Origin of the sequence: Oscillibacter sp. PC13, from assembly GCF_900115635.1 — a bacterium.
Lineage (GTDB): Bacteria > Bacillota > Clostridia > Oscillospirales > Oscillospiraceae > Oscillibacter.
The window spans coordinates 1-25,850 of the sequence record NZ_FOXE01000022.1; the positions used below are offsets into that span (position 1 = coordinate 1).

At 53.5% G+C, this 25,850-nt stretch carries 19 protein-coding genes, 1 tRNA gene and 1 other annotated feature; of the genes, 1 reads left to right on the plus strand and 19 read right to left on the minus strand.

All coding sequences use genetic code 11. The features are described 5' to 3' along the window. Positions 1 to 445 precede the first annotated feature (445 nt). From BMZ81_RS12180 to BMZ81_RS12200, 5 genes are all read right to left on the minus strand, one after another. Positions 446 to 1,774, minus strand: a complete 1,329-nt coding sequence (locus tag BMZ81_RS12180) for a radical SAM/SPASM domain-containing protein (protein ID WP_091132627.1) — start codon at positions 1,772 to 1,774, stop codon at positions 446 to 448. 138 nt (positions 1,775 to 1,912) lie between these two features. After that, the gene (locus BMZ81_RS12185) at positions 1,913 to 2,779 is read right to left on the minus strand and encodes a DegV family protein (RefSeq protein ID WP_091132517.1); all 867 of its coding nucleotides are present in this window, start codon (positions 2,777 to 2,779) and stop codon (positions 1,913 to 1,915) included. Between the two features lie 152 nt (positions 2,780 to 2,931). Continuing rightward, positions 2,932 to 3,507 carry a TetR/AcrR family transcriptional regulator C-terminal domain-containing protein gene (locus BMZ81_RS12190; RefSeq protein ID WP_091132520.1) on the minus strand — a complete coding sequence of 192 codons (576 nt, stop codon included), beginning with the start codon at positions 3,505 to 3,507 and terminating at the stop codon, positions 2,932 to 2,934. A 120-nt stretch (positions 3,508 to 3,627) separates the two neighbouring features. Beyond that, positions 3,628 to 4,203: a dipicolinate synthase subunit B gene (locus BMZ81_RS12195; RefSeq protein ID WP_091132522.1), complete on the minus strand. Its 576-nt coding sequence runs from the start codon at positions 4,201 to 4,203 to the stop codon at positions 3,628 to 3,630. Then, complete coding sequence (locus tag BMZ81_RS12200) at positions 4,200 to 5,051, minus strand: dipicolinate synthase subunit DpsA (RefSeq protein ID WP_091132524.1); 852 nt, start codon at positions 5,049 to 5,051, stop codon at positions 4,200 to 4,202. The genes BMZ81_RS12195 and BMZ81_RS12200 overlap by 4 nt, the downstream gene beginning before the upstream one ends. A gap of 112 nt (positions 5,052 to 5,163) precedes the next feature. Here BMZ81_RS12200 and BMZ81_RS12205 point away from each other — a divergent pair, with 112 nt between their 5' ends. Further along, complete coding sequence (locus tag BMZ81_RS12205; RefSeq protein WP_091132527.1) at positions 5,164 to 5,847, plus strand: YjjG family noncanonical pyrimidine nucleotidase; 684 nt, start codon at positions 5,164 to 5,166, stop codon at positions 5,845 to 5,847. Between the two features lie 58 nt (positions 5,848 to 5,905). Here the strand turns inward: BMZ81_RS12205 and BMZ81_RS12210 are convergent, their stop codons facing one another. The 14 genes from BMZ81_RS12210 to BMZ81_RS12280 form a co-directional block, all read right to left on the minus strand. After that, complete coding sequence (locus BMZ81_RS12210) at positions 5,906 to 7,111, minus strand: hypothetical protein (RefSeq protein WP_143072782.1); 1,206 nt, start codon at positions 7,109 to 7,111, stop codon at positions 5,906 to 5,908. Between the two features lie 111 nt (positions 7,112 to 7,222). After that, a complete protein-coding gene (locus BMZ81_RS12215) occupies positions 7,223 to 8,851 on the minus strand; it encodes an ABC-F family ATP-binding cassette domain-containing protein (protein WP_091132531.1) in 1,629 nt (542 codons plus the stop codon). A gap of 84 nt (positions 8,852 to 8,935) precedes the next feature. After that, positions 8,936 to 10,165 carry a tyrosine--tRNA ligase gene (gene tyrS / locus BMZ81_RS12220; protein ID WP_091132534.1) on the minus strand — a complete coding sequence of 410 codons (1,230 nt, stop codon included), beginning with the start codon at positions 10,163 to 10,165 and terminating at the stop codon, positions 8,936 to 8,938. Positions 10,166 to 10,233: 68 nt separating this feature from the next. Further along, positions 10,234 to 10,484, minus strand: a binding site (T-box leader). A gap of 279 nt (positions 10,485 to 10,763) precedes the next feature. Beyond that, entirely contained in the window at positions 10,764 to 12,464 is a 1,701-nt protein-coding gene (gene recN / locus BMZ81_RS12230) for a DNA repair protein RecN (RefSeq protein WP_242942640.1), read from the minus strand. Positions 12,465 to 12,589: 125 nt separating this feature from the next. Continuing rightward, a complete protein-coding gene (locus tag BMZ81_RS12235; protein ID WP_091132538.1) occupies positions 12,590 to 13,039 on the minus strand; it encodes an arginine repressor in 450 nt (149 codons plus the stop codon). Continuing rightward, positions 13,029 to 13,913: an NAD(+)/NADH kinase gene (locus BMZ81_RS12240; protein ID WP_091132539.1), complete on the minus strand. Its 885-nt coding sequence runs from the start codon at positions 13,911 to 13,913 to the stop codon at positions 13,029 to 13,031. The genes BMZ81_RS12235 and BMZ81_RS12240 overlap by 11 nt, the downstream gene beginning before the upstream one ends. Then, the gene (locus tag BMZ81_RS12245) at positions 13,910 to 14,734 is read right to left on the minus strand and encodes a TlyA family RNA methyltransferase (protein WP_091132542.1); all 825 of its coding nucleotides are present in this window, start codon (positions 14,732 to 14,734) and stop codon (positions 13,910 to 13,912) included. The genes BMZ81_RS12240 and BMZ81_RS12245 overlap by 4 nt, the downstream gene beginning before the upstream one ends. Continuing rightward, positions 14,731 to 16,581, minus strand: a complete 1,851-nt coding sequence (dxs, locus tag BMZ81_RS12250) for a 1-deoxy-D-xylulose-5-phosphate synthase (protein WP_091132543.1) — start codon at positions 16,579 to 16,581, stop codon at positions 14,731 to 14,733. Before dxs ends, BMZ81_RS12245 begins: the two co-directional genes overlap by 4 nt. 15 nt (positions 16,582 to 16,596) lie before the next feature. After that, on the minus strand, positions 16,597 to 17,163 hold the full coding sequence (locus tag BMZ81_RS12255; RefSeq protein ID WP_091132546.1) for a hypothetical protein: 567 nt from the start codon (positions 17,161 to 17,163) through the stop codon (positions 16,597 to 16,599). Positions 17,164 to 19,311: 2,148 nt separating this feature from the next. Then, positions 19,312 to 19,385: transfer RNA gene (locus BMZ81_RS12260), tRNA-Gln, on the minus strand. A 131-nt stretch (positions 19,386 to 19,516) separates the two neighbouring features. Beyond that, positions 19,517 to 21,559, minus strand: coding sequence for an SEL1-like repeat protein (locus tag BMZ81_RS12265; protein WP_091132548.1), 2,043 nt, complete (start codon positions 21,557 to 21,559; stop codon positions 19,517 to 19,519). Between the two features lie 3 nt (positions 21,560 to 21,562). After that, complete coding sequence (locus BMZ81_RS12270; RefSeq protein ID WP_091132550.1) at positions 21,563 to 22,450, minus strand: tRNA lysidine(34) synthetase; 888 nt, start codon at positions 22,448 to 22,450, stop codon at positions 21,563 to 21,565. Between the two features lie 168 nt (positions 22,451 to 22,618). After that, positions 22,619 to 24,172, minus strand: coding sequence for a cardiolipin synthase (cls, locus tag BMZ81_RS12275; RefSeq protein WP_242942641.1), 1,554 nt, complete (start codon positions 24,170 to 24,172; stop codon positions 22,619 to 22,621). Positions 24,173 to 24,305: 133 nt separating this feature from the next. After that, a complete protein-coding gene (locus tag BMZ81_RS12280; RefSeq protein WP_091132552.1) occupies positions 24,306 to 25,754 on the minus strand; it encodes a nicotinate phosphoribosyltransferase in 1,449 nt (482 codons plus the stop codon). Positions 25,755 to 25,850 lie beyond the last annotated feature (96 nt).

The window sequence follows — 25,850 nt, forward strand, 5'->3', positions numbered from 1 at the left end:
CGCTTTTCTGGTGATTTCTCACCATCCAAGCTTACGTCTGGTGCTTTCTTTTCGTTACGTTGTTTAATTTACAAGGTACACGCCTCTCCCGGCGGGTGGAAATTACTTTACCACAAAAAGCGCGCTTTGTCAACACTATTCTTCAACATTTTGTCTTTCATGTGTTGACCGCGTTGGCTTCGTGCCGGACAGCTTGTTAAGAATACCAGAGGCCTCGACAAAAGTCAACCCTCTTTTTATGGGTTTGTGGAGTTTTTCTTTCCGTCTTCTATTTTTTCCCAATAAAAGGAATTTATGCGGCTCATTTCCTAATAAAATTTATATTTATCATAAGTTGTCCTTATTAATTTGCAATCTTTTACTGGTTCTTTTCGTCATTTTTACTTTCTGTTGTTATGTAAAGCAATTATGGCCTATCATCTGTAGACAGACCACAGCTGCTTCTTCAGCCCTTTTTATGTTCTTTCCATAGTTGGTCAGCAACGACTGCCCATTTTTCTGCCTGCTCTTTGCATTTATCAGACAGTTTATGGACATCTTCCGGAGCCTCCAGATCTGTGGACGTTGCTCCCGAAGCATCTACCATGCCGCTGAGACAGCCTGGATTATCCAAGAGCGGACAAGGACGCAGATGGTTTTGGTTGAAGGGCTGATTGTTGTGGTAGGCCATGAACAGTGGAGATTGATATGCTTCCAGTAGTGTCTTGGTACGGATATTGGAGTCGGAATAGTGGATAAATGCACAGGGCTCTATATCGCCTCCAGCATTGATGTGGCAGTAGCACCTGCCTCCCGCAATACAGCCGCCTACAAATTCTCCGTCGTTCCAAAAGTCCATGGTGAACAGCGGCTTCGTCTGACGGAACCTTCGAATTTGATGATACATGTATTCCCGCTGTTCGGCTGTGGCCATCAGCTCCGGCACCGCAGCTTTTCCAACCGGCATATAGGTAAAGAACCAAGCGAACTTGGCCCCCCATTCCACCATAGCATCAAAATATTTCTCACTGCCGATTATCCGGTAGTTTTGGCTGGTATAGCAGCAGGAAACACCGAATGGCAGCTTGTGCTGCCGCAGAATCTTCATTCCCTTTCGCAGTTTGGCAAAGGTCCCCTCTCCCCTGCGGAAGTCCGTATCTGCTTCAAATCCCTCTACAGAAATTGCCGGTATCAAATTTTTTATCCGCAGCATCTCCTTTGCAAAGGCCTCGTCAATCAGGGTACCATTTGTGAACGCCAGAAATGCACAGTCGGAATGCTTGTTGCATAGAGCAATGACGTCTGCCTTCCGGACTAGGGGCTCGCCTCCAGAAAAAATGTAGAAGTACGTCCCCAGCGCCTTTCCCTGCTCTATAATGGCATCCAGTTCATCAAACGTCAGATTCAGTTTATTTCCATATTCCGCCGCCCAGCAGCCGGTGCAGTGGAGGTTACAGGCACTGGTCGGATCCAGCAGAATTGCCCAAGGAATGTTGCATCCATATTTCTTACGATTCTTCGTCAGCTTTGGGTTTGCAAGCAAATTTCCGTTGATGACGAAATTGGTAAATAATGTCTTGCGCACCTCATCGTCCACATCCTCCCATAGGCTGGAAGCCAAACGAAACCAGTTGGAACTTGGATCCTGTGCAAATTTTTGGATGGTGGGTATTTGTCTGGCAATTCCCCCCTCTTTATCCAGTTTCTCCAGCCAGTCTGCCAGCTTTGGGATGTTTTGCTCCGGGTCTTTATCTAAGAATTCATATGCTTTTGCCATGCTGGTGCGCTTGATCATATCCGAGAGATCCACAGCCCTCATCTCCTTTTTTCATCATCTATATCATATCGGGCCGTTTCTGTTATTGATATAAACAAAAAAACATCCGTGTCTAAAGTTTAGACACGGACGCAGCTCTGTCAAAAAAGCGAAATTTCAGCGGTGCTTCGCTGTGAAGAAAAGTGCCATTAACCCAGGTCCGGTGTGGGCGCCGATAATGGGGCCCACATCCGTAATAAATGTCTCCTTAGGATGGAAGCTTTCCTGTATAGCTTCCCGCAGGGACTCCGCCTCCTCCCGGCAGCAGGTGTGGCAGACAAAGACCGCCTCCTGTTCCGGGAGGGCGGTCTCTTCCATATGCTGAAATAAGGTTTGAACAGCCGCCTTGCGTCCACGCACCTTTTCTGCTGGGATCAAGTGCCCTTCGTCGTCCACATGGAGTACCGGCTTGATGTTCAGCATCGTACCCACAGCAGCGGCTGTCGGAGATACCCGCCCTCCACGCTTCAAATAGGCCAAATCGTCAACTGTAAACCAGTGTCCGATATGGAGCTTTCTCTCTTCTGCAAAATCCTGGACTTCCTCAATCGATGCGCCAGTCTGCCGTCTTCTTCCGGCCAAATAGACCAGCAGCCCCTGTCCGCCGGACGCTGCCAACGTATCCACCGTGTAGATTTTCCGCTCCGGATATTTTTCCCGCAGTTCCTCCGCAGCAATGGCACAGGCATCCCTTGTGCTGGAAAGTCCAGAGGAAAAGCACAGGAACAGCACGTCTTCCCCATTCCTCAGGTGTGCCTCCATTCCATCGGACAGCTCTGCCACATTGGCTGCCGCCGTGACTGCAACTGCGCCGGCCCGCATCCGATCATAAAATTCAGCAATGGGAAATGCCCGGCCATCCGGGTAGTGAGGGTAGTTTTTTCCATCTATGGTGAAAGACAACGGCAGTACCTCCACACCGGCCCGTTCCACCAGTTCGGGTGTCAAATCACAGGAGGACTCCGTTAAAATCACATACGGCATCTTTCGCATTCTCCTTCCAAGCCTATGTTAAAGCAGAAAAATCCCGCTTTAAAATAATTTCGATTATCATAGCACGAATTTTCCATTCTTTCCATATGCAATTTTCACAATCATCTTTTTCACATAAAAAAGAGGCGATCGCCTCTTTTTTATCAGGTATTCCGTCTTTTTTCAAGGTTATTCAGCATAAAGCAGAAACTTCCGTCCGTGGCGGCAAACAGCTTTTTCAACCGTTCTTCCGTCCCCTGCATCTCCATCCGCCGCCCGATCCACTCCATGACGATTCCTGCTGCCATCAACGTGTACATATCTGCAAGAAAATCAACATCCTCTTCCTGCGGAGGTCTGTCCAAATCTTTCGCTTCCCTTTGGACAATCTGTAGGATATAGGGGCGCAGCAGTTTTTTCAGATAGTCTGCCACCACTTCATGGCTGACAGAGTTATACGCATTTAAAATCAAATTGCGGTTTTGCTGGATGTACATGATCACAGACCGTATTCCGACTTTCCAGTCGCTGTAATCCAACTCCGCAGAGAGGATATTTTCTGCGTCATCTTGAATAATCCACTCCGTCAAATCGTAAATATCGTGAAAATGATAGTAAAATGTCTGCCGGTTTACACCGCAGTCCTCCACAATATCCTTGACTGTGATTTTATCAAGGCCGCGTTTGGACAGCAGTTTTTTCAGTGATTTCGCCAGTGCCCGCTTCGTGGTCAAAGACATGTCCTTCCCGTCCTTTTCTTGATAATGCTACTAGTATAGCACAATTTAATATGAAAAGAAATGCCATTTTTCGTGGGAGGAATTTGAAGGGGCGCGGAACCCCTCTCCGCGCCCCTCTTTTCACCGAAGCAGAATCGGCTGAATTTGTTCACCCCGGATGGCGGCATCCACTGTCTCCGGAATTTTGGTGAAATCCGCCACCAATGAACATGGTTTTCCCTGGGCATTGTCCTGTCCGAAGGGAACAAAGTAGTAGTTCTTCCGTACCAGCAGTTCTCCAATGTTCTTTGCGCCTGCTGACAGTCCGTCGTTGCTGGCCATGGCGATGACCACCGGCCTGCCGTTTCGAAGATGGGCCTTGGCCGCCATGGTAACGGCGGTGTCTGTAATTCCAGCCGCCAGCTTTGCAATGGTATTGCCAGTTGCCGGCGCAATCACCAACACATCCAGCAATGATTTGGGGCCAATCGGCTCCACCGCCGGAATATCGCACAGCACCTCATGCCCCGTCAAATCCTCCAACCGCTCCAGCAAATCATCAGACGTGCCGAATCGGGTGTCTGTGAAGGCGGAAATTTCTGAGACAATTGGAATGACCGTCTCGTAAATCTCCACCAGCTCCTCCAGTTCTTTTAGAACCTGTGCGTGTGTACAAAAGGACCCGCAAACTGCAAATCCGACCCGTTCTTTCCTCACGCTGGGTCACCTCGTTCTTCCAAGATGTAATCAACCGCGTCCCGGATGACGGCTGCCGCCGTATAAGGTACCAGACGGCCAGGCAGCGATCTGGCCCATACATTGGCCAATCCCAGCCGCTCTGCCGCCACCAGATCCATGCCCTGCACAGATGCCAAATCCACCAGCAGGCACTCCTTGGGCAGCTGCGGAAGCAGCCTCTCATCCAGAACCATTGAGGGGACCGTGTTGAATACGGTGCCGAAGGAATTCAAATGGCCGTCCAATCTGCTGGTTTCCAATGCCTGCCAGCCATAGGCACGGATCCAGGCAAGATCGCCGGGCTTCCTTGCAGTGGCAGTGACGCGGGCGCCCAGGCCATGCAGGCGGTTGCTCAGCAGCTTTCCTATGCGGCCAAAGCCCAGTACCAGGCAGTCCATCCCCAGCAGCGACCGGTCCAGGTGTTCCATGGCCACCTGAACGGCCGCTTCTGCGGTGGCCGCCGCATTGGCTACTGTCAGCTCCTCCCGGAGGAAATAGTCCTCCAGATGGAGTCCACAGGCCTCTGCCTCCCGCTGCTGTGCAGGTTTTACCTGTCCCGCCAGCAGCAGCTGTCCTGAATGAAACTTCCGGAACAGATCCATGGTCGGTACAGGTGTCTCCTGGCAATTCAGCACACTGTCTCCCTTGCAGAGCGGCAGCGGCAAAATGACCACGTCCGCCGTAGCCGCCCGTTCCAGCGAGGTCTCGCCGCCCGGCTTCCAGGCCTCCAGTCCATATGTTGAAACCGTGCGGCCATCTGCCGCCAGCAGCCGGGCCAGCTCTGCCTGGCGCCGGTCTCCGCCAATCACGCCAAAGGTCTTTTTCATTCGGCATTCCCCCTCGCACTATGGTATGGCAAAGACACCGGATGGGTGATTGCCTTTCCATGCGGACTGTGATAGCATAGAACCACGAAATCACCCGAAAGGAACTGCTTTCATGAAATATCCATACCTGCTTTTTGACGCAGACGACACCCTGTTTGACTTTCCCAGGGCAGACGCTGAGGCATTTGCCGCAATGTGCCGCCTCCACGATGTGGCGGATACGGCAGAAAACCGAAACCTGTATCATACAATTAATCTGGAGTTATGGGCCGCGTTTGATCGCCGCGAGGTCTCCAAAGAATTTGTCACACTGGAGCGGTATGTCCGCTTCTTTCGAGAGTTGGGTCTGTCGCGGGATGCTGCCCAGGCCAACCGGGACTATCTGTCCGCCCTTGGCAGGTGCGCCTTCCCGCTGCCCCACGCGGAGGAGGTCTGCAGTTCCCTTGTCTCACGGGGACATCGTCTGTATATCGTCACCAACGCCGTGGCTTCCGTCCAGCGGAGCCGTTTGCAGGGCAGCGTATTTGCAGATCTGATCTCCTGCGCCTTTATTTCCGAGGAGGCCGGCGCCGCCAAGCCGGACAAGGCATATTTTGATTATGTACGCGCCGCTGTTCCGGGCATCACAGCGGAAAACTGTCTGGTCATCGGCGATTCCCAGGCGACGGATATGCAGGGGGCCAACAACGCGGGACTTCCCTGCTGCTGGTTCAACCCCTCCGGCAGCCAGCGGCGGGCGGATCTTCGCATCAACTATGAAATACAGGATCTGCGCCAGCTTCTGGACATCGTATGATCATCAAATGAAAAAAGCACCGGCCGCCGGGAGACACTCCCGGCGGCCGATGTTGGCTTCAAATCGCTCCCTGTTCCGTTTTCCAGGCGGTCGCCATCCGGCGAACCGCCGCCTCCGTAGCCTCCCGGCTGTCCAGGGCCAGCAAGTCCCCGAACGGGTAATACCGCAGTTCCAGCCCCGGGATGTCAGACTGGAACACCCCGTTCTCCGTACTCAGAAGAACCGTGCTGTCCGCAAGATACGTCCGGATCTCCCACAAAAAGTCTGCAATCGTTTCAGCATCAAAACCACTGTGATGCGGCGCGCCGAAGCTGGTATCAAACTCCACACGGTTTTCCCGGAGAAGAATCTCCTCCCCGGCGGCATCCAGGGAAAACAGCTGATAGGCATACGACGCCATTCCCTGGAACATCGCAGGCTGGTACCGCAGCAAATAGTCCTGCCCGTCCACCGTACAGGCGGCAATTGTATTCCAGCCGACGTGACTCAGAGCTGCCTCTTCCGACCAGAGGATGGTACCGTCCTGACGCTTCAGCAGCAACTCATCCCAGCTGCCCAAATTCTGATGATTCGTATCCGGCATTCCTCCCCACAGAAGGACAACCTCCGCCGTCTCCGGCACACCGTCATGGTCAAAATCCCAGGATTTCGGCAATGGCTCCGTGGTCTGCTCCATGGTGCTGCCGGTGAGCGATCCATCCTCCATCCGGAAAAAGCAGCGGTAAACACGCTGCCCCTCCCCGTCGCCGCCCCGCCCCACGGTCAGCTCAAGCGTGTTCTCATCCCGCCACACGCCCCAGTCCTCCGGCAGGAAGATGTACTCCGGGATGGGGACGCCATCTGGCAGAGCGAAGTCCCAACTGCTCCAGTTTTCTGTTTCAAAAACCTTGACGGCTCCCCACGTCCGCGCGCCATAGGCCAAAGCCAAATACCGGCTGTCCGGGGACCACAGCACAGACTGGGTCACATACCCCATGTCCTTCCACACCGCCGTGCCGGTCTCCGTGTCTGCAATTTCCAGCCGCTCCGGCAGGCGGACGCCGTTGATGTAGGTGTCGCTCTTCCCAACCGTCCGGGCTTCGAATCTGCCGTCAGGGGAAAGGCTTTCCCCCGTAAGCTCCGCCACCGGTGCAGCATCCAGCAGAGCCTGATACGCCGCCTCCGCATCCCGCGCCGCCCTGTTCTTCTGAAGCTGCGCGGCGGCAATCACCAAAATCGTCACCATCAGCAGGGCCAAACCGCCCCAAAGCCGCTGTCTGTTCAAAAAAACCCGCCCCTCTCCTGCCGCTCTCAGCAACAGGATAGGGGCGGTGTCTTTTTTTGTCAACCGCATTTCTGTGACAAACGGCAACAAAGCGGAAACGGCGGCGAGTCCTCAGCCCTTGTTCAGCCGGGCCAGCATCTCTTCCCGCTGGCCGGCGATATACTCGTCATAGGTTCCCATCTTGTCGATAAGCCTGCCGTCCACAAACTCCATGATTCGGTCGGCAATCGTCTGGACAAATTCGTGGTCGTGGGAGGCGAACAGCACCACGCCCTTGAAATCGATGAGTCCGTTGTTAACAGCGGTGATGGACTCCAAATCCAGATGGTTGGTGGGCTGATCCAGCACCAGGACATTGGAGCCGTACAGCATCATACGGGAGAGCATGCACCGCACCTTCTCACCGCCGGAGAGAACCTTCACAGGCTTGAACACATCGTCTCCCGAAAACAGCATCCGTCCCAGGAAGGAGCGCTTGAAGGACTCCGTGTTCTCCTCGGCGTTGTCCGCGGTGTACTGGCCCAGCCAGTCCACCAGATTCAAATCGCAGTCGTTGAAGAAGGCGGAGTTGTCCAGCGGGAAATAGCTGGTGGTGATGGTGGTTCCCCACTTGAAGGAGCCCTCGTCCGGCTCCAGCTCCTCCATCAAAATCTTGAAGAGGGTGGTCTTGGCAATCTCATCCTCCCCCACAAAGGCGATTTTCTCCCCCTTGTTTACCCGGAAGGAGACATTGTCCAGCACTTTCCGGCCGTCCACCGTCTTGCTGAGGCCCTCCACTGCCAGAATCTCCTTTCCTGGCTCCCGGTCCATCCGGAACCCCACAAAAGGATACCGGCGGGAGGAGGCGGGCATCTCCTCCACGGACAGCTTGTCCAAGAGCTTCCGGCGGGCGGTGGCCTGCTTGCTCTTGGATTTATTGGCAGAGAAGCGGGAAATAAACTCCTGCAGTTCCTTGATCTTATCCTCTTTTTTCTTGTTCTGATCCTTGATCATCCGCTGCATCAGCTGGCTGGACTCATACCAGAACTCATAGTTGCCCACATACATCTTAATTTGACCGTAGTCCACATCCACGATATTGGTACAAACCGTATTCAGGAAGTGACGGTCGTGGCTGACCACAATGCAGAGGCTCTCGCAGTCCATGAGGAAATCCTCCAACCACTCGATGGCCTGGATGTCCAAATGGTTGGTGGGCTCGTCCAGCAGGATGATGTCGGGCTTGCCAAACAGCGCCTGGGCCAGCAGCACCTTCACCTTTTCCTTGGCGGTAAGGGTGGACATCTCGCTGTATAAAATATCGTTGGAGAGACCCAGGCCCTGAATAAGGCGGGAGACATCGCTCTCGGCCTCCCAGCCGCCCATCTCTGCAAACTCCGCCTCCAGCTCACTGGCTTTCACGCCGTCCTCGTCGGTAAAGTCCTCTTTTTCGTACAGAGCGTCCTTCTCCTTCATCACATCATAGAGGTGCTGGTTACCCAGAATCACCGTGTCCAGCACGGTATACCGGTCGTACTGGAAGTGATCCTGCTTCAAAATAGACATGCGGTCCTCCTTGGAGATGACCACCTCGCCGGTGGTTGGCTCCAAATCGCCGGAGAGAATGCGGAGGAAGGTGGATTTACCGGCGCCGTTGGCACCGATAATGCCATAGCAGTTGCCCGGCACGAACTTCAAATCCACATGCTTGAACAGTGTGGTTCCGCTGAAGTTCATGCTGATATCATTGACTGTGATCATAATAGTCCCTTTCTTCTTTGCTTATTCTAAAACGCATAAACAGGCGCGATGCCGAAGCATCGCGTCTGTTGCAGAGATTAAAGTTTACTTCTCCAGCATCGCCCTGTGGTAGACCTTCTTACCCTTTTTGATAACGATGCCATCTCCGGCAAAATCATCCTTGTCAAAGACTGTATCAGCAGCTTCCACCTTTTTGTCATCCACGCTGACGCCGCCCTGCTGCACCAGGCGCCGGGCCTCGCCGTTGGACGCGCACAGGCCGCAGGCCGTCAGCAGGCTCAGTACGCCGATGGCTCCATCGGTGAACTGCGCATCGGCCAAAACGGTGGTGGGCATGTGCTCTGTGGATCCATCGCCTGCAAACAGTCCCCGGGCGGTCTCCTGGGCCTTTTCGGCCTCCGCCTCACCGTGAACCAGCTTGGTCAGTTCATAGGCCAGGATCTCTTTTGCGGCGTTCAGCTGCGCGCCCTCCCATTTGTCCATGGCGTCGATCTCCTCCAAAGGCAGGAAGGTCAACATCCGGATACACTTGAGCACATCCGCGTCGCCCACGTTCCGCCAATACTGGTAGAAGTCGAAGGGGCTGGTCTTTGCGGGATCCAGCCATACGGCGCCGCTGGCGGTCTTGCCCATCTTCTTGCCTTCGCTGTTCATCAGCAGGGTGATGGTCATGGCGTAGGCATCCTTGCCCAGCTTCCGGCGGATCAGTTCTGTGCCGCCCAGCATATTGCTCCATTGGTCGTCTCCGCCGAACTGCATGTTGCAGCCCACGGTCTGGAACATATGGTAGAAGTCATAAGACTGCATAATCATATAATTGAATTCCAGGAAGCTAAGGCCTTTCTCCATCCGCTGCTTGTAGCACTCGGCCCGCAGCATATTGTTCACGGAGAAGCAGGCGCCCACCTCGCGGAGCAAATCCACGTAATTCAGCTTCAGCAACCAGTCTGCGTTATTGAGCATCATGGCCTTATCCTCGCCGAATTCAATAAACCGCTCCATCTGCTTTTTGAAGCAATCGCAATTGTGCTGGATGGTCTCCGGCGTCATCATGGATCGCATGTCGCTGCGGCCGGAAGGATCCCCGATATAGCCGGTGCCGCCGCCGATCAGGGCGATGGGCCGGTTGCCCGCCATCTGCAGCCGCTTCATCAAGCACAGCGCCATAAAATGGCCCACGTGAAGGCTGTCGGCCGTGGGGTCAAAGCCGATATAAAACACCGCCTTGCCGGTATTCACCAGTTCCCGGATCTCCTCTTCATCCGTCACCTGGGCAATCAGCCCCCGGGCTTTCAGTTCTTCATAGATCTGCATGTCAATACTCTCCTTTATTGTTGTCCAAAACTTTCGGGACAGGGAAAAACGCCCTCCGTCCCATGGGGACAGAGGGCGAAACAGCTTCGCGGTACCACCTCTGGTTCACCGCCTCCTCGCAAAGACGGCCTCGTGGAGTGCCAACACACTCCCGCGCGGTAACGGGCGCTCCCGGAGCACGCCTACTGGGCTTTCCAGAAAAGCCGTTTGGGTGCCAGCTCCAAGGTGTATTCGCCGTCCGCCGCTCTCTCCCTTTCACCAAGCCGGAAGCTCTCTTTGCAGCGCCATGACGGGTACTCGTCCTCTTCTTTGCTGTATACGCGGGTATTGTATCTGATAAAATTGAAATTGTCAATAAAATTATCGTTTTTCCAACACCGACCTGGCGGCGGAAACCATTTATTCTGCAGTGCTCCTCCACCTGCATGAACAGCGCCGCCGGCTGCCGTCAGAAGAAACACCAGCATCCCCGGCAGGCTGGCAAGCATCATGAGAAGTCCAGTCAGCAGGTATACGCCGAAGGGCAAAATCGCCAATCGCCGTAAAAGGCCTCGAGACGCTTTGACGGAAGAACGCATATCCGGTTCTACCAGCAGTCTCATATTGTCTGCCGGTAGGCCTCCGCCTCATCCAGCAATTCCCCCGCACTTTGCAGCAGGGCATCTGTCACACGGGTGCCGCCGGTAATCCGGGCCAGTTCCGCCTTTCTCTGTTCCCGATTCAATTGTACCACACGTGTAAAGGTCCTTCCCCTGCTTTCCCCTTTTTCCACAGAGAAATGTGTGTCTGCCATCGCTGCCAGTTGGGGCAGATGAGTGACGCACAGCACCTGCTTATGACGGCTGACCTGAGCCAGTTTCTCCGCCACCTTTTGAGCGGCACGGCCAGAAACGCCGGTATCCACTTCATCAAATACCAGAGTCCCAATGGCCTCCTGTTCCGCCAGCACATTCTTCAGCGCCAACATAATTCTCGCCAGCTCACCGCCGGATGCAATCTTAGCAATCGGCTTCAAGTCCTCGCCGGTATTGGCAGACATCAGGAATCGGATGGTGTCACAGCCGTCGGGAGACGGCTCCTTTTCCATAAAGTCAATGGCAAACTGAACCTTGTGCATGTCCAGATCCCGCAGTTCCTTCTGAATCCGCTGTTCCAACGCTGCAGCGGCTTCCCTCCGGACACGGGTCAGTTCCGCCCCGGCAGCCAGTGTCGCTTTCTCTGCTTTTTTCAGTTTTTGTTCCAGCAGTGTCCGCGTGTCATCCGCTGTCTCGATGGCGTCCAGCTCTGCCCGGCACTTGTCCAGATAGGCCAGCATGTCCTCCACGGTTGCGCCGTACTTCTTCTTCAGCCGATACAGCTGATCGGTCCGGCTCTCCACTGCGTCCAGTTCTGCCGGGGAAAAATCGAACTCCGCCTGCTTGTCCCGGACGGTCTCCGCAAGGTCGTAAGCCTCGCTGCGCAGGTCCCCTAAGCGCCGGTACAGTGCCGCCAAATCATCACCCAGCGTGCGGATGCCGGAAAGGGCCTCTTCCGCCTCCCTCAATTGGGCCACCGCTCCGGCAGTTTCATCATCGCCGTTCAGGCAGTAATCCGCATTGGAAAGCGCAGATACGTACTTCTCGCCATTGCGCAGCAAATTTCTGCGTTGTGTCAGCTCCTCTTCCTCGCCTGTCTGGAGATTGGCCCGCTCCAGCTCGTCAATCTGGAAGTGAAGACTGTCGATTCGGCGGGCCCTTTCTGCTTCGTCCATCTGCAGGGCTTTGATCTCAGCCCGCAGGTTTGCCATGGCGTCATACGCCCCGTGATAAGCCTCCAAAACTGCCTCTGTTTTGCCAAAGCGGTCCAAATAAGCACCATGCTGCTCCTCATCCAGCAGCTGCTGGCCGTCATGCTGGCCATGGATATTCAGAAGCTCCTCTCCAATTCTCCGCAGCTGCGCCACAGTCAAGGGCCTGCCATTGACACGGCAGATATTTTTTCCGTCTGCGGTAATCTCCCGCTGCAGCAATAGATGCCCCTCTTCATCAATGGCCGCTCCGACCTCTGCCAGTCCAGGCAGCTCCGTCGGAACATCGGAAAAATCCGCGCTGACAAAGGCCTTGGAAGCACCGGTGCGGATGAGATCCCGGGAGGTCCTGCCTCCCAGCACCGCGCCCATCGCATCAATTACAATGGACTTGCCGGCGCCGGTTTCGCCAGTGAGCGCATTGAAACCCGGACGGAAAAAAATGTCCGCCTCCTCGATTACTGCAATATTCTCGATATGAAGCAGTTCCAGCATGGTGTCCACCTCATTCATATAAGCACTTTCCGGCACAGCCTTTTCGCAAAATTCACTTGTGGCCGGGCAACTCCCGCCCGTGCAATACGCAAGGCAGGGGATTTCAATATTTAAAAGTAAAAGAGACGTGTCATTCCTGAAGGTTACAGCATCTCCTGAATTTCCTCGCAGAAAGTCAGCGCGGACTCCGTGTCCTTCATCACCAGGAATGCCGTGTCGTCTCCAGCCAAGGAGCCCACCATAAAGGCAATATCCATATCATCCAGTGCTGCGCAGGCAGCCGAGGCCAGCCCGGGCATGGTTTTCACCACCACAATATTCTGGGCGCTTTCAATGCTGGTGATGCTCTCCCGGAAAATCGTCCGCAGCTTTTCTGCAAAGTTCAGCTTGGTGCGGTTTCCGGAGACTGCATACTTGTAAATCCCCTGTCCCGCGGGCTCCTTAATCAAGTGCATTTGCTTAATATCCCTGGAAATGGTTGCCTGTGTACTGGTAATGCCCCGAGCCTGCAATCGGGAGAGCAGCTGCTCCTGGGTTTCAATATTTTCCCGGGAAATAATCTCTAAGATCATATTTTGACGGTCATTTTTCATCATTCAATCCTCCCGGCAGCATTTTCTGTGCAAAAATCTCGCAGAAGCTCTTTTCCGATAAGTGCACCAGCTTTGTCACATACTTTGACCGGCGCACCTGCACCTTGTCGTCGGATTTCAAGGCAAAGGCCCGGCTCTCGTCCACAAACAGATAGACCGGTTTGCGGCCATTTCGCTCCAGTTCAATGGTCAACGTATGTTCTGGAGAGAGCACATAGGAAGAAAACCGCATGTTGTGCGTACAGATGGGACAGACCACCATCGTCTGGGCCACCGGCTCTACCACCGGACCGCCCGCCGACAGGGAGTAGGCCGTGGATCCGGTCGGCGTAGCGATAATGACGCCGTCGCCGGCGATATCCGCCAAATGCCGCCCGTCGGACGAAACCTTTAGGTGAATGACATGGGAAATCGGCCCCTCCCGGATTACCGCGTCATTCAAACCCAGGTTGTTGTAGATTTGCTTGCCGTCCCGCCAGACGGAGACATCCAGCATCATGCGGGACTCTACCTCAAACTTCCAGTCTGCCAGCTTTCGCAGCGCCTCCAGCTCGCCCGCCTCCAGCTCCGCAATAAAGCCCAGCCCGCCCATATTGATTCCGAGGACCGGGGTTTTATTCAGCGCCGCCAGCTTTGCCAAATGCAGAATGGTTCCATCTCCGCCAAAGGTAATCAGCAGATCGGCAGACCTCAGTTCCTGGTTCAGCGGCTGAAGCCGGTAATCTGCAAAGGCCTCCTCCTGCGGATCCCGAAACGGGGAGCAGACCACCGTCTGAAACCCCTGTTCTTTTATAATCTTTTCCGCCGCCTTGGTGGCCAGCATTCCCCGGTCCCGGTTGGGGTTCGGGCAGAGAATAATCTTTTTCGGGTTCATCCCTTCTCCCCCTCTCCATGCTCTTTCAGTACCTCGTGGGACTCCTCCACCAGCGCTTTTAAATCGATCTGCGGCTCCTGCCAGTCCCGCTTTTCCAAATATCCCAAATATTCAATATTTCCCTCAGGCCCGCGGATGGGTGAAAATGTCATCCCAAGCACTGTAAAGCCAGAATCCTTTGCATGTCCCAGAAAGTGCTCCAGCACTTCCAGATGAACCGCTGGATCCCGGACAACCCCTTTTTTGCCCACTTTTTCTTTTCCTGCTTCAAATTGGGGCTTTACCAGACAGGCCACATGGCCGCCGTCCTTTAAAATTCCACAAACCGCGGGAAGAATCAATTTCAAGGAAATAAAACTTACATCAACCGATGCAAAATCCAGTTCGTCCGGGATCTGCTCATGCGTGAGGTATCTGGCATTGGTCCGCTCCAGGCACACTACCCGTGCATCGCTCCGCAGCTTCCATGCCAGCTGGCCATATCCCACATCCACCGCATACACTCTTGCTGCGCCGTTTTGAAGCATGCAGTCCGTAAAACCGCCTGTAGACGCACCGATATCTCCACAAACCAATCCATTCAGTGCAATGGGAAAGGTCTTCATCGCCTTTTCCAGTTTCAGTCCGCCCCGGCTGACATAGCGCAGCACATTTCCGCGCACTTCAATCTCCGCGTCGCTGGCTACCGCTGTTCCCGGCTTATCCACCCGCTGTCCTTTTACGAATACCAAGCCGCTCATAATGGTGGCCTGTGCCTTTTGCCGGCTCTCCTGGAGTCCCCGCTCTACCAGAAGCACATCCAGTCTTGTCTTGGTACTCATACTCCCGCCTCCAATATCGCCGCCGCAATGCCTGCCCCGTCAAGGCCGAAGCGATGCTCCAGCTGCTCCACGGTTCCCTCCGGTGCGAAGGTTTTTCCCAGGTTTTTCAAAATCAGCCTTTTGGGCGCTTCTCCATGTTCCGCCATCATCGCCGTAATCCGCTGTCCCACACAGCCTGTTCCAAAGGAATCCTCCGCCACCAGCAGGCAGGCCGTGCCTCCCAGAGTTTCTTTCAGCGTTTCATAATCCAGCGGCGAAATCCGGTTCAGTTTCAGCACCTCTGCAGACAATCCCTGCCCGGCCAGCAAATCCGCAGCTTCCAGCGCATGATTGATCATCATCCCATATGTCAGGATTGTCACATCGCGCCCCTCCCGGAGGCGGACAATTATCCTGTCGGAGGTATCTGTCTGAAAATCGCCCTCTCCGCCTCGTGGATAGCGAATCGCCACCGGTCCCGTATATTCAAAGAGCGCCTGACGCGTCATATGCCGCAGCTCTGCAAAGTTCGCCGGGCACAAGACAATAAAGCCGGGAATCGCCGGGAGAAACAGGGCATCAAAGCAGCCGTGGTGCGTCTCCCCGTCGGCGCCCACCAGTCCGGCCCGATCCACCCCCACCACCACATGAAGCTGCTGAAGTGCGACATCATGAATCAGCATATCATATCCGCGCTGAAGAAATGTAGAGTACACTGCAAAAACCGGGATCATTCCCTGTTTAGCCAGTCCTGCAGCCATGGAAACGCCGTGTCCCTCTGCAATGGCCACGTCAAAGAAACGGTTCGGAAACTCTCTGGAAAAATCTGTCAGGCCAGTCCCATCCGCCATGGCAGCCGTGATGGCGCAAACCCGCCGGTCCTCTGCTCCGCAGGTGGATAAAACCTTGCCGAATTCAGCGGAAAAGCTTGTCCCTCCCTGCTTTTTGAGCAACCCTGTCTGCGGATCAAAGGGCGCAATTCCATGAAATTTACCGGGATTCTGCTCTGCGAAAGAGTACCCTTTCCCCTTCATGGTCTTCACATGGACCACAACCGGACCATGCAGCTCTCTGGCCCACTCCAAAACGTTGATCAGCCGCTCCATATCATGGCCGTCAATCGGCCCCAGATACGTAAATCCCATATCCTCAAACAGCGTGCTGCCCGGCCACAGTGCCTTTTTCAAGGAGCTTTTCAGCTGATGGTTAAATCGGTACAGTCGGTTTTCCATGGGATGCTCCCCAAAAAGACCCCGGTACCATTTTTTAAAATGGTAGTAGGCTGGCTTGGATCGCAGCCGGCTCAGGTGATCCGGCATCGCTCCCACATTGGGATTGATGGACATCCCGTTATCATTGAGAATGACGATCAGCGGCTCACCGGATGCTCCGGCGTTATTGAGTCCCTCATAGGCAAGCCCTCCCGTCAGGGCCCCGTCGCCAATCAGTGCCAAAACACTGTATTTTTCTTTCTGTAAAGTTCTTGCCCTTGCCATTCCAAGAGCCACAGAAACAGAGTTGGATGCATGGCCCGCCACAAAGGCGTCATGCCTGCTCTCCCTTGGTTTTGGAAAACCGGAGAGGCCGTCCAGCTGGCGCAGAGTGCTGAATAGTTCCTGACGTCCTGTAAGGGCCTTATGGACATAGCACTGGTGACCTACGTCAAATACCAGCCGATCCGACGCAGTGTCAAATACACGGTGAATGGCCACAGTCAACTCCACTGCCCCCAAATTAGAGGCCAGATGTCCGCCGGTCTCTGACACGTTGGATATGAGAAACTCCCGCAGTTCCTGGCAGAGCTGGGACAGTTGCCGCTGGTCCAGTGCCTTGACGTCAGCAGGAGAATGGATGGTTTCCAGAATCACAGTTGATAACTCCTCTCAGTGGTGGAACAAGTGCAGGAATCTGCCCGCCCAGTAAACAACGCGGGTGCATTTGCTGATGGCAAACGTTTTGCCAAGCGCCTTGCCGCCTATGGTAAGTCCGGAAATCAGCGCCGTAACTCCCACCGACAGCAGCACCGTTTTCAGATTAAAAGACGCCTGCAGCCGCGCCACAATCACTGCAGCCGTCGTGCCGCTGACGATGCCACAGATATCACCCACCACATCATTGCAGATGCTGCTGACACGGCTGGCATTGCGCAGCAGACTGAGTGCCTCCGTGGCGCCTTTTTCCCGGTGGGCTGCCATGGAGTGAAACGGTGTGGCATCTGCCGCTGTCACCGCCACGCCAATGATATCGAATACAATGCCAAGACCGACAAATACCACCAAAATCAAAACAGCGATGGCTATGCCCGCACCAGCCAGCACCGTCTCCGATGCCAGGCTCAGAGCTGCAGACAGAGCAATCGCAATCAGAAAGACCTGTAAGGCCCAGCGATAGCGGGAGATCTCCCCGCCTTTTTTCTGTTTTTTCATTTTCTTATGCTGGTCCTTTTTCAAAAAAATACCTCCATTAGGGAAGTGCTGTTTGCTAAGCTGGCGGCGGCAGAAAAAGTAAATCTTACGGCTTAGGTACGGGTTGGTTTTCCCCACGGTACACCTCTCGTTGCCGATAGAGGCGGTTCCCCCTTCGGTACCGCGGCACAGTGTCGCCAAGCCATGCGACCCGATTGCCACTTAGTCCGCACTGCAATCCTTTTTCTGCCCGGAATTGACAGCCTAGGTGATTTCCACCGCAGTCCATCCGTTTCTTTAGCCTCTTTTGCAAGAAGGGTTTCAGGGGGCAATCGCGTGCCGCCGCTCTGGCCAGAGCAACGCCGCGTGTTCCCCCATTCACCCACCCCACGCAAGGCAGGCTACGTCTGCACACAGCGTTACGGTCCGAAGGGGCCGATGCACCGCATTGCAGGTTCACAATCTGTTTCGTACACAGGCCGAAAATACCACAAGGGAGTACGTCTGTGCACAAGAACAGGTCTCCACGAAAACAGGGTCGGGTTAACCATGCCATTGGAAAGCGCCCTGAGTTCGCAAGCGCAGGCATGCGCTTCCCCCCAGCACCCACCCAAAACTGGGCGTATCAAGCAGGCACCACGGGTTTCATCGATGTGCCCTTCAGAGGATTTTTAGGCCCTCCCTAGGAAACGGCAGATCTGACTAGAATACTGCGCCGCCGCTTAGCGTGATTTAGTATAGCACCAAAGCAATAAATATACAACATATTCTGTATATGGCATTATGACGAAAAAAGCAAGGTCCTGAATCCATTGGGCTGCAACGAATTGACGGTTTCAGGCTACTATTCACCTGATGCAGGCTTCGGAAATTCTAACATTTTTCTAACAAATTTCTTCGGAACGCGCAGATCCGGAACCTTTACAAGCCCTGTGATCTTGTCCGAAAGCCGCTCGTTGTGCTCATCCGCAAAATGAACATATATACCGGCAGTAGTGGATATATTTGCATGTCCAAGCCAGTGCTGAATTTTCTCCAGGGGTACCGTTCTCAAAGGGGAATGTTGCATTCGTATGCCGCAACGCATGGAGCTCTGTAACCTGGAAATTATGTTATTTAAAAAAATATTTGAAGTCTCTGGTGATCTTAATTTTTTATCTGACTTTACACTTATTAATCCATTCCATGCGTGATTGTGAGAGTCGCTACCCCAGAGGCACTTCCTCACTTGGGTTTTCAGGAAGTATACTTTCATTTCACCGCTTAGTTTAAAAATGTGTTGTTCCTTTTATGTCTTTGATACGTCTCTGTAGACCGGCACATCAGCCTCTCTACTTTCTTTCTCCATATTGATAACCCCCCCTCTTCCTTGTGTGGTAGTTTAGGCCTGTCTCTGAATTGACTGTAATCCAGCGGAAGGGTTAAACTCTCGGAATGCGTTATTCCACTCTACTTTCCGATCTAAATCGGGATACTCTACAATGCTCTATAATGCAATGGCTACGATAAAGTAAGATAAGTTGCGCAAATTGAAAAAGAGGTATCAAGGGTAGAAGCTTTATATTCGGATACTCAAAAATGCGGTTCTACTGCGTAACAATGAGAACATAGAAAAACAGAGAACCGACCACTTTAGGAAGTGATTAACTCTCTGCTTGCAAACCTGTCTGTCAGCGTTAGTGATAAGTTGTTGTGAATACTTCCTTATCAGCGTAAAACTAAGGGATTCAAGGCTTTTCTCGGCAAATTCAACGTATGACAATAGGCTGGAATACGTATGGAATATTCATAGAATTATGATATACTTTGCTCCAAAGAAGTCAAACAGCAAACCAGGATTTTCCGGCGAAGTCTTTTTCCAACTTCAAATAGCAAAAAGCTGTAGAAATTGCTGGCTTGGGAATCAGGAAAGGAGAAGAAATATGAAAAAGAATTTGAGAAAGCTCGGTTTTCTGTTGGGCATGGTGTTCATATGGCTCATCCTGTTCATTGTTATAGGAGTTCCTTTGGTGATATTCTTCTGGTCAGGACCGCCTGCCTGATGGGTTCACTGCTAAAAGCAAAATACCCTTCCAATATCAAAGCCTATATTCAAGGAATAGTTGCCAGTCAACCGTGATATTTCCGGTGTAAAGCAATAAGAAATAGCAAAGCCTGCGTATAACAATAGTTATACGCAGGCTTTGTCTACTTTGGCAGCGGGTGAAGGATTCGAACCCTCACATACAGAGTCAGAGTCTGCTGTGCTACCTTTACACAAACCCGCTAAACCGTGCTTGTTCATAGCGAACAGATATTATTATACTGAAAATTGCATTTTTGTCAAGGGGTTTTACAAATTTTTCTTTTGTTTTTTCAACCGACACCGTTTCTATGAGAAACGGTGTCGGTCACGGCCTTAATGACTGCGAAAGCTATCCAAAAATCCTTTAAAGCCGCTTCGTTTTTGCTGTGGCTTTTTCCCACTTTTCAACCGCTGCAACGCCTCCGCAGCTCCTTCATACGCCTGCTCTGCAGCAGCTTGATACAGGCAGATGGCTCTTTCCAGATCCTTGGAAACACCCTTGCCATGCTCGTAGCACCACGCCAAATGATATTGGGCACGGGGATGCGCCTGCTCTGCCGAGCGGTGATACCACTTGACCGCTTGTTCCCAGCTCTGAGGTACGCCAACGCCGGTCTCATAGAGATAGCCTAAGTTGCATTGAGCCACCTGATCGCCTTGATCCGCTGCCTGCTGATACAGCGCTGCAGCCCGGGCTGTATTCTTTTTCACGCCGTGGCCAAATTCGTAACACACCCCAAGGTTACATTGCGCACGCGGGTAGGAAGCATCAGCCGCCCGTCCATACCACTGAGCCGCCTGCTCCCAGCTCTGAGATACGCCAAAGCCAGCCTCATAGAGATAGCCCAGATTGCACTGAGCCGCTAAATCACCCTGCTCTGCTGCCTGCCGGTATAGATCCGCCGCTTTCTCGTAGCTCTGCTTTACGCCCTCACCATGCTCATAGCATACGCCGAGATTGCACTGGGCGCCAGCTACTCCGGCATCTGCAGCCGCTTTATACCAGCGGATGGCTTCTGCCAGATCCTGCTTCACCCCCAAGCCGCGTTTACAGAATACGCCCATACAGAACATGCCCCGCGGATCCCCCTGCTCTGCCGCCTTCCGATACCAGCTTGCAGCACGCACCAAGTTTTTCTCCACACCCTTGCCGTTTTCATAGCACCAGGCCAAATTACACTGCGCGCGGGGCATCCCCTGCTCTGCGGCGGCGCGATACCATTTGACAGCCTGCTCCCAGTCTTGTTTAACCCCGCAGCCAAGCTCATACAGAAACCCCAAGTTGCACTGGCCGGGTGCGTTTTTCAGTTCAGCAGCCTGCCGATACAGCTCCGCCGCCTTTTCATAGCTCTGTTCCACACCCGTCCCGGTCTCATAGCAAAATCCCAAGCAGCACTGGCCATCTTCATCATTCTGCTCCGCTGCCTTACGGTACCAAGTCACTGCCTCCACCGGGTCTGCCGGTACGCCCCGCCCCCGCTCACAACAAAGGCCATAGCACAACTGCCCCCGTGGATAGTTTTGATCTGCGGCCGCACGGTATAGGCGGGCAGCCTCTTGAAAATTCTCTTCCACACCCTTGGCATATTCGTAACACCAGGCCAAGTTGCACTGGGCACGTGGATACCCCTGGCTGGACGCTGCGCGATACCAGTTCACCGCTTGCTCCCAGCTCTGCTCTACGCCAATACCGCTCTCATAGCAAAATCCCAGGCAGCATTGTCCGGCCGCATTGCCTTGATCGGCGGCGCTGCGGTACCACTTAACCGCCTGCTCCAGGTTTTTGGGGATACCGCTTCCAAATTCCAGGCACCTGCCCAGTTCTGTCTGAGCGCTGGGATACCCCAGCCATGCTGCGGATTGATACCACTTGACAGCCTCTGCCTCGTCCTGCTCCACTCCCCAGCCCCGGTGGTATGCCTCTCCGAGGAGGAATTGAGCCCGTGGGAAGCCGTTCGCAGCCCCCTTGAGAAAGCACTCCAGTGCCTTGGCATAGTCCGTCTCCACGCCGATACCATATGTATAGCAATAACCCAGATTGGTCAGTGCCGGCATATAATCATGGGCCGCTGCCTGGGCATACAAGACCGCCGCCTGTCTGGCATCCGTCTCCACACCGATCCCTGCCTCAAAACACCAGGCTAGGTTTGTCAGGCCCAGCATATCTCCCATGGCAGCAGCCCGCTGGTAACAGGCCAGCGCTTGTGTTTCACGCCGCTCATCCGCAGCTTGGTTTCCCAAACTTACCCAGTCGCCGGAAGAGAGCATCTCCTCCTCCATCGGAACAAAAAATGTGCCGCCGCAGCGGGGGCACACATCCGGTTCCTCTTCTGCCACGTATCCGCAGTCTGGATTTTCGCACCGGTAATAATCCATGGTTTACTCCTCCTTTGTCACAGAGTCACCGTTCTCCGAATCCATCCGGGGCGTATTGTAAAAATCCAGAAAAGAATGTGTGATTCCCCGGTATTTAAAGCCTGGAAACGTATCCAGCTGGACGCCATGAATGGCCCGGAAAATACTCTTTTCAATGTTGGGATTTTCTGTTTTCAGCCTCCGGAGCAGTACCTTCATCTCCTGGCGTTTGCTCTCTCCCACGCCGTCTCCCGCAGCATCCCGGCTCTCTGTAAAACGGCAGGCACACTGGAGAAAGCGCAAATGATTGTAGTTCTTCCAAGCAATGATATCATCTTCATGGACACAGTACAGCGGCCGAACCAGCTCCATATCCGGGAAGTTTTTGCTGTGGAGCTTCGGCGGCATCGCCTGCAGTTGGGCACCGTAAAACAGCCCCAAAAGTGTTGTCTCAATCACATCTGAAAAGTGGTGGCCCAGCGCGATCTTGTTGCACCCAAGTGCCTGGGCCTTGCTGTATAGAAACCCCCGGCGCATCCGCGCACAGAGATAGCAGGGATTCTTTTCCACCTGCACGGTTACGTCAAAGATATCGCTTTCAAAAATGGTGATGGGAATTCCAAGAAGCTGTGCATTCTCTTGGATCAGGCGGCGGTTTTCCGGATTGTAGCCCGGGTCCATCACCAAAAATGTCAGGTCAAAGGGTTGGTCTGTGTGGCGCTGCAGCTCCTGCATCAGCTTGGCCAGCACCATGGAGTCCTTCCCTCCGGAAATGCACACAGCGATATGGTCGCCTGGCGAAACCAGTTCATAGCGCTTCACTGCGGCGATAAAGGGATTCCACAACTCCTTGCGGTATTTTTTTATAAGGCTGCGTTCAGCAGTCTCTTGTATGGTAAGCTCACGGGACATGAGAGACCTCCTGGGAATAAAGTCAAAGACCGGCCGGCATACAAATCCGGCAAATGGAAAAGTCCGACCACGGCAGCCAAATCCGCTCTGCCGCAGCGTACATAAAATTTTAGGGCCAGCCACCTGCCGCCGTCGCGAAGCAGCTGGAGTCTCCGTATCGTTTTTCGATTACAGCCAAATAGCCCCCAGCCTTAAAATAGAGGCAAATACCCTGCGGTGCCAAGGGCGTTTCTCCCAATCTTCCAGCGTGTACAGCGTGCTTTGGGCCATCGTTCGGTCCAAATCTTCCAGCAGTTCCTCCACCACCGGGGCATGATAAAACAGCACACCGCATTCATAATGCAGCTGAAATGTACGGTAGTCCATATTTGTGCTGCCGATCAGCGCTACTTCCCGATCCACCATCACACTTTTGGCATGGAGGAATCCCGGAGAGTATTTATAAATTTTCACCCCATGCTGCAGAAGCTCTCCCCAATAAGTTTCCGCAACCAGATATGTGAACTTATGGTCCGGAACCGCCGGAATCATCAGTCGGACGTCCACTCCACCGTCAGCGGCCATGCACAAGCTCCGCTGCATATATTCCTCCACAGCATAATAGGGCGTTGTAATATACAAAAAACGCTTGGCCGCGGAAAAGAGCTGCAGATAGGTGTCCTCAATGGGGTTATCCGGATTGTTCAGCGGGCCATCGGTGAATGGCTGACAGAAGCCGGCGCCGCTGCTCTCCACTCTGGAGCGGTAATAGTCATCTTCGTTGGGCAGCGTCCGGCCAATCATTTTCCACATCTGGATAAACTGGGCAGCAAATCCCCAGGCTCCCTCTCCATCAATCCGAACGCCTGTGTCTTTCCAATGGCCAAACCGGACAATCAGATTTGCGTATTCATCAGCAATATTGATGCCGCCGGTGTAGGCATACTGTCCGTCAATCACGGCAATCTTGCGATGATCCCGGTAGTTGAAGTAGATCCGGTTGATATATCGGTGAACAGGGTTAAACACCTCTACCTCAATGCCTGCATCCTGTATCGCCTGCAGTGTGCCGTCCGACAGGCGGGTAATATTGCCGAAATCGTCAAAGATAATGCGGACTTCCACCCCGGCAGCGGCCCTCTCCCGCAAAACAGCAAACATGCGATCCCAGATCTGCCCTTCGGCCAGAATATAATACTCCAGGAAAATATAAAGCTCCGCCTGCTGCAGATGCGTAATCAGGTCATCCAAGAATTCCGCCCCATCGGAAAAATACTTGGCATCCGTATTGCGGTAGAGCAAAAAGCCTTTTTTCTGAAGATAGGCGGCCAGACGCCCCAGCGCTGGGGACTGTTTTCCAAGCCGCGCCACATTATTGGCGCTCTCCATCTGCGTGCTCTCCCGTTCCTTTGGCGGTGCAATTTTGCGCATACTTAAATTCTTTGCCTGATGCGTGCCGCCCCACAGGCAGAAGAGAATCATGCCAGATACCGGCAAGGCCAGCAACAGACACATCCATATCAGCTTGTAGCTTGGACTGCCGGGACGCTGGTAGACCCGGATGGCCACAACCGCGGCCACACAGACCAATGCTGAATATACATATGTGGCTTTTTCCTGCAAAATCCGGGACAAAAATACTGTGGTACAGATTTGGGCAAAGACCGTCAAGACGCACATCGACAGGCTGGTCGCTGCGGAAATCCGCCGTTCCGTTCGTTCTTTTGGATGCGTTCTGGACAAATCTTCCGCCCCCTCTCTTTTACTCTGCCGTCAGCTTGCTTCTCTTATTAAATGATTATACAAAAAAAGCAGATCCGCTGCAACCTTCTTTCTGTAAAATGGAGTCCCCCGCTCTCTGAGCGGGGGACTTCTATCACCGGTTCTGGCACAGCAGGGCCTGCTTGATATCCCACAGCTTTTGGCTGAGATCCACATAGTAGGTATGCGGATTTTCAAAGCGTTTTACCTCATCCCACAGGGTATCCACCTGCTCTTTGCAATATGCCTGAATTTCCTGCAGGCTTGGCCGCTGATAAACCAGCTTGCCCCCCTGAAACACCGGCACCTGCAGGGAGCGGATTGCGTAGTTGGTAAAAGTCTTGCGCTTCCATGTTGCCTGTGGATCAAACAGCTCCAGCGGCTGGCTTTCATCCACTGTTTCATCCCAAACCGCAATATAGTCGGCCTCGGCTTTGCCTGTTTGCTTGTCATAAAGGCGGTACACCCTTTTGAAATGCGGGTTCGTGATTTTGTCTATGTTCTCGCTGACCTTAATTTTAGGCGTGATATTTCCGCTTGTATCCTCCACTGCCGCCAGCTTGTACACGCCGCCAAACACCGGCTCACTGCGTGCGGTAATCATCCGTTCACCCACACCGAACAGGTCGATTTTTGCCCCCTGCAGCAGCAAATCCTGGATGATATATTCGTCCAGTGAATTAGAGGCCGAGATTTGGCACTCTGTCCATCCCGCATCGTCCAGCATCTTTCTGGCCTCCCGGGTAAGGTAAGCGATATCTCCGGAGTCCAGGCGGATGCCGCATTTGGTAATGCCCCTGGGCTTCAGCACCTCATTGAACGCCCGGATCGCATTGGGCACACCAGACTTCAGCACATTATAGGTATCCACCAACAAGGTCGCGTTGGTCGGATAAATCTCACAGTAGGTTTTAAACGCCTCATACTCGGAGTCAAACATCTGGACCCAGGAGTGGGCCATGGTTCCGCCCGCCGGAACACCGTACAGCTGATCCGAGATGGTGCAGGCCGTCCCCTTACAGCCGCCGATATAGGCCGCCCGGGCACCGCTGATGGCGCCGTCTGTCCCCTGCGCCCGGCGGGAGCCAAACTCCAGCACCGTCCGTCCCTGTGCTGCGCGGACAATGCGGTTGGCCTTCGTGGCAATGAGACTTTGGTGGTTGATGGACAGGAGCGTGAATGTTTCAATCAGCTGTGCTTGGATTGCAGGCGCCCGAACCGTCACCACTGGCTCCCGCGGAAAAATCGGCGTCCCTTCCGGAACCGCCCAGATGTCACCTGTAAATTTAAAATTCCGCAGATACTCCAGAAACTCCTCTGAAAATAAATTCTTGCTGCGGAGATACGCCAGATCATCCTTGTCAAAATGCAGATCTTCAATATATGCAATTAGCTGATCCAGGCCTGCGCAGATCGCAAAACCGCCGTTGTCCGGCACCGTCCGGAAAAACACATCAAAATACGTGATGCGGTCCTGAAAACCCGCCTGAAAATAACCGTTGCCCATCGTCAGCTCATAAAAGTCACAGAGCATGGTCATATTCAGCTTTTCTTCGGTCCTCATATTACCCCTCAAATCCCCTCATCTGTAATTGGGTACTGCTTTTTTTATTATAAGCAGATGAGCACGGAAAAGCAATCGGTTTTCTAAATTCTCGTC

What these genes read in the sequence shown, in the direction of transcription:
- BMZ81_RS12180 (WP_091132627.1), bottom strand. Translation starts at nt 1,774, where the DNA reads ATGATCAAGCGCACCAGCATGGCAAAAGCATATGAATTCTTAGATAAA.
- BMZ81_RS12185 (WP_091132517.1), bottom strand. Translation starts at nt 2,779, where the DNA reads ATGCCGTATGTGATTTTAACGGAGTCCTCCTGTGATTTGACACCCGAA.
- BMZ81_RS12190 (WP_091132520.1), bottom strand. Translation starts at nt 3,507, where the DNA reads ATGTCTTTGACCACGAAGCGGGCACTGGCGAAATCACTGAAAAAACTG.
- BMZ81_RS12200 (WP_091132524.1), bottom strand. Translation starts at nt 5,051, where the DNA reads ATGAAAAAGACCTTTGGCGTGATTGGCGGAGACCGGCGCCAGGCAGAG.
- BMZ81_RS12205 (WP_091132527.1), top strand. Translation starts at nt 5,164, where the DNA reads ATGAAATATCCATACCTGCTTTTTGACGCAGACGACACCCTGTTTGAC.
- BMZ81_RS12215 (WP_091132531.1), bottom strand. Translation starts at nt 8,851, where the DNA reads ATGATCACAGTCAATGATATCAGCATGAACTTCAGCGGAACCACACTG.
- tyrS (WP_091132534.1), bottom strand. Translation starts at nt 10,165, where the DNA reads ATGCAGATCTATGAAGAACTGAAAGCCCGGGGGCTGATTGCCCAGGTG.
- recN (WP_242942640.1), bottom strand. Translation starts at nt 12,464, where the DNA reads ATGAATGAGGTGGACACCATGCTGGAACTGCTTCATATCGAGAATATT.
- BMZ81_RS12235 (WP_091132538.1), bottom strand. Translation starts at nt 13,039, where the DNA reads ATGAAAAATGACCGTCAAAATATGATCTTAGAGATTATTTCCCGGGAA.
- BMZ81_RS12240 (WP_091132539.1), bottom strand. Translation starts at nt 13,913, where the DNA reads ATGAACCCGAAAAAGATTATTCTCTGCCCGAACCCCAACCGGGACCGG.
- BMZ81_RS12245 (WP_091132542.1), bottom strand. Translation starts at nt 14,734, where the DNA reads ATGAGTACCAAGACAAGACTGGATGTGCTTCTGGTAGAGCGGGGACTC.
- BMZ81_RS12265 (WP_091132548.1), bottom strand. Translation starts at nt 21,559, where the DNA reads ATGGATTATTACCGGTGCGAAAATCCAGACTGCGGATACGTGGCAGAA.
- BMZ81_RS12270 (WP_091132550.1), bottom strand. Translation starts at nt 22,450, where the DNA reads ATGTCCCGTGAGCTTACCATACAAGAGACTGCTGAACGCAGCCTTATA.
- BMZ81_RS12280 (WP_091132552.1), bottom strand. Translation starts at nt 25,754, where the DNA reads ATGAGGACCGAAGAAAAGCTGAATATGACCATGCTCTGTGACTTTTAT.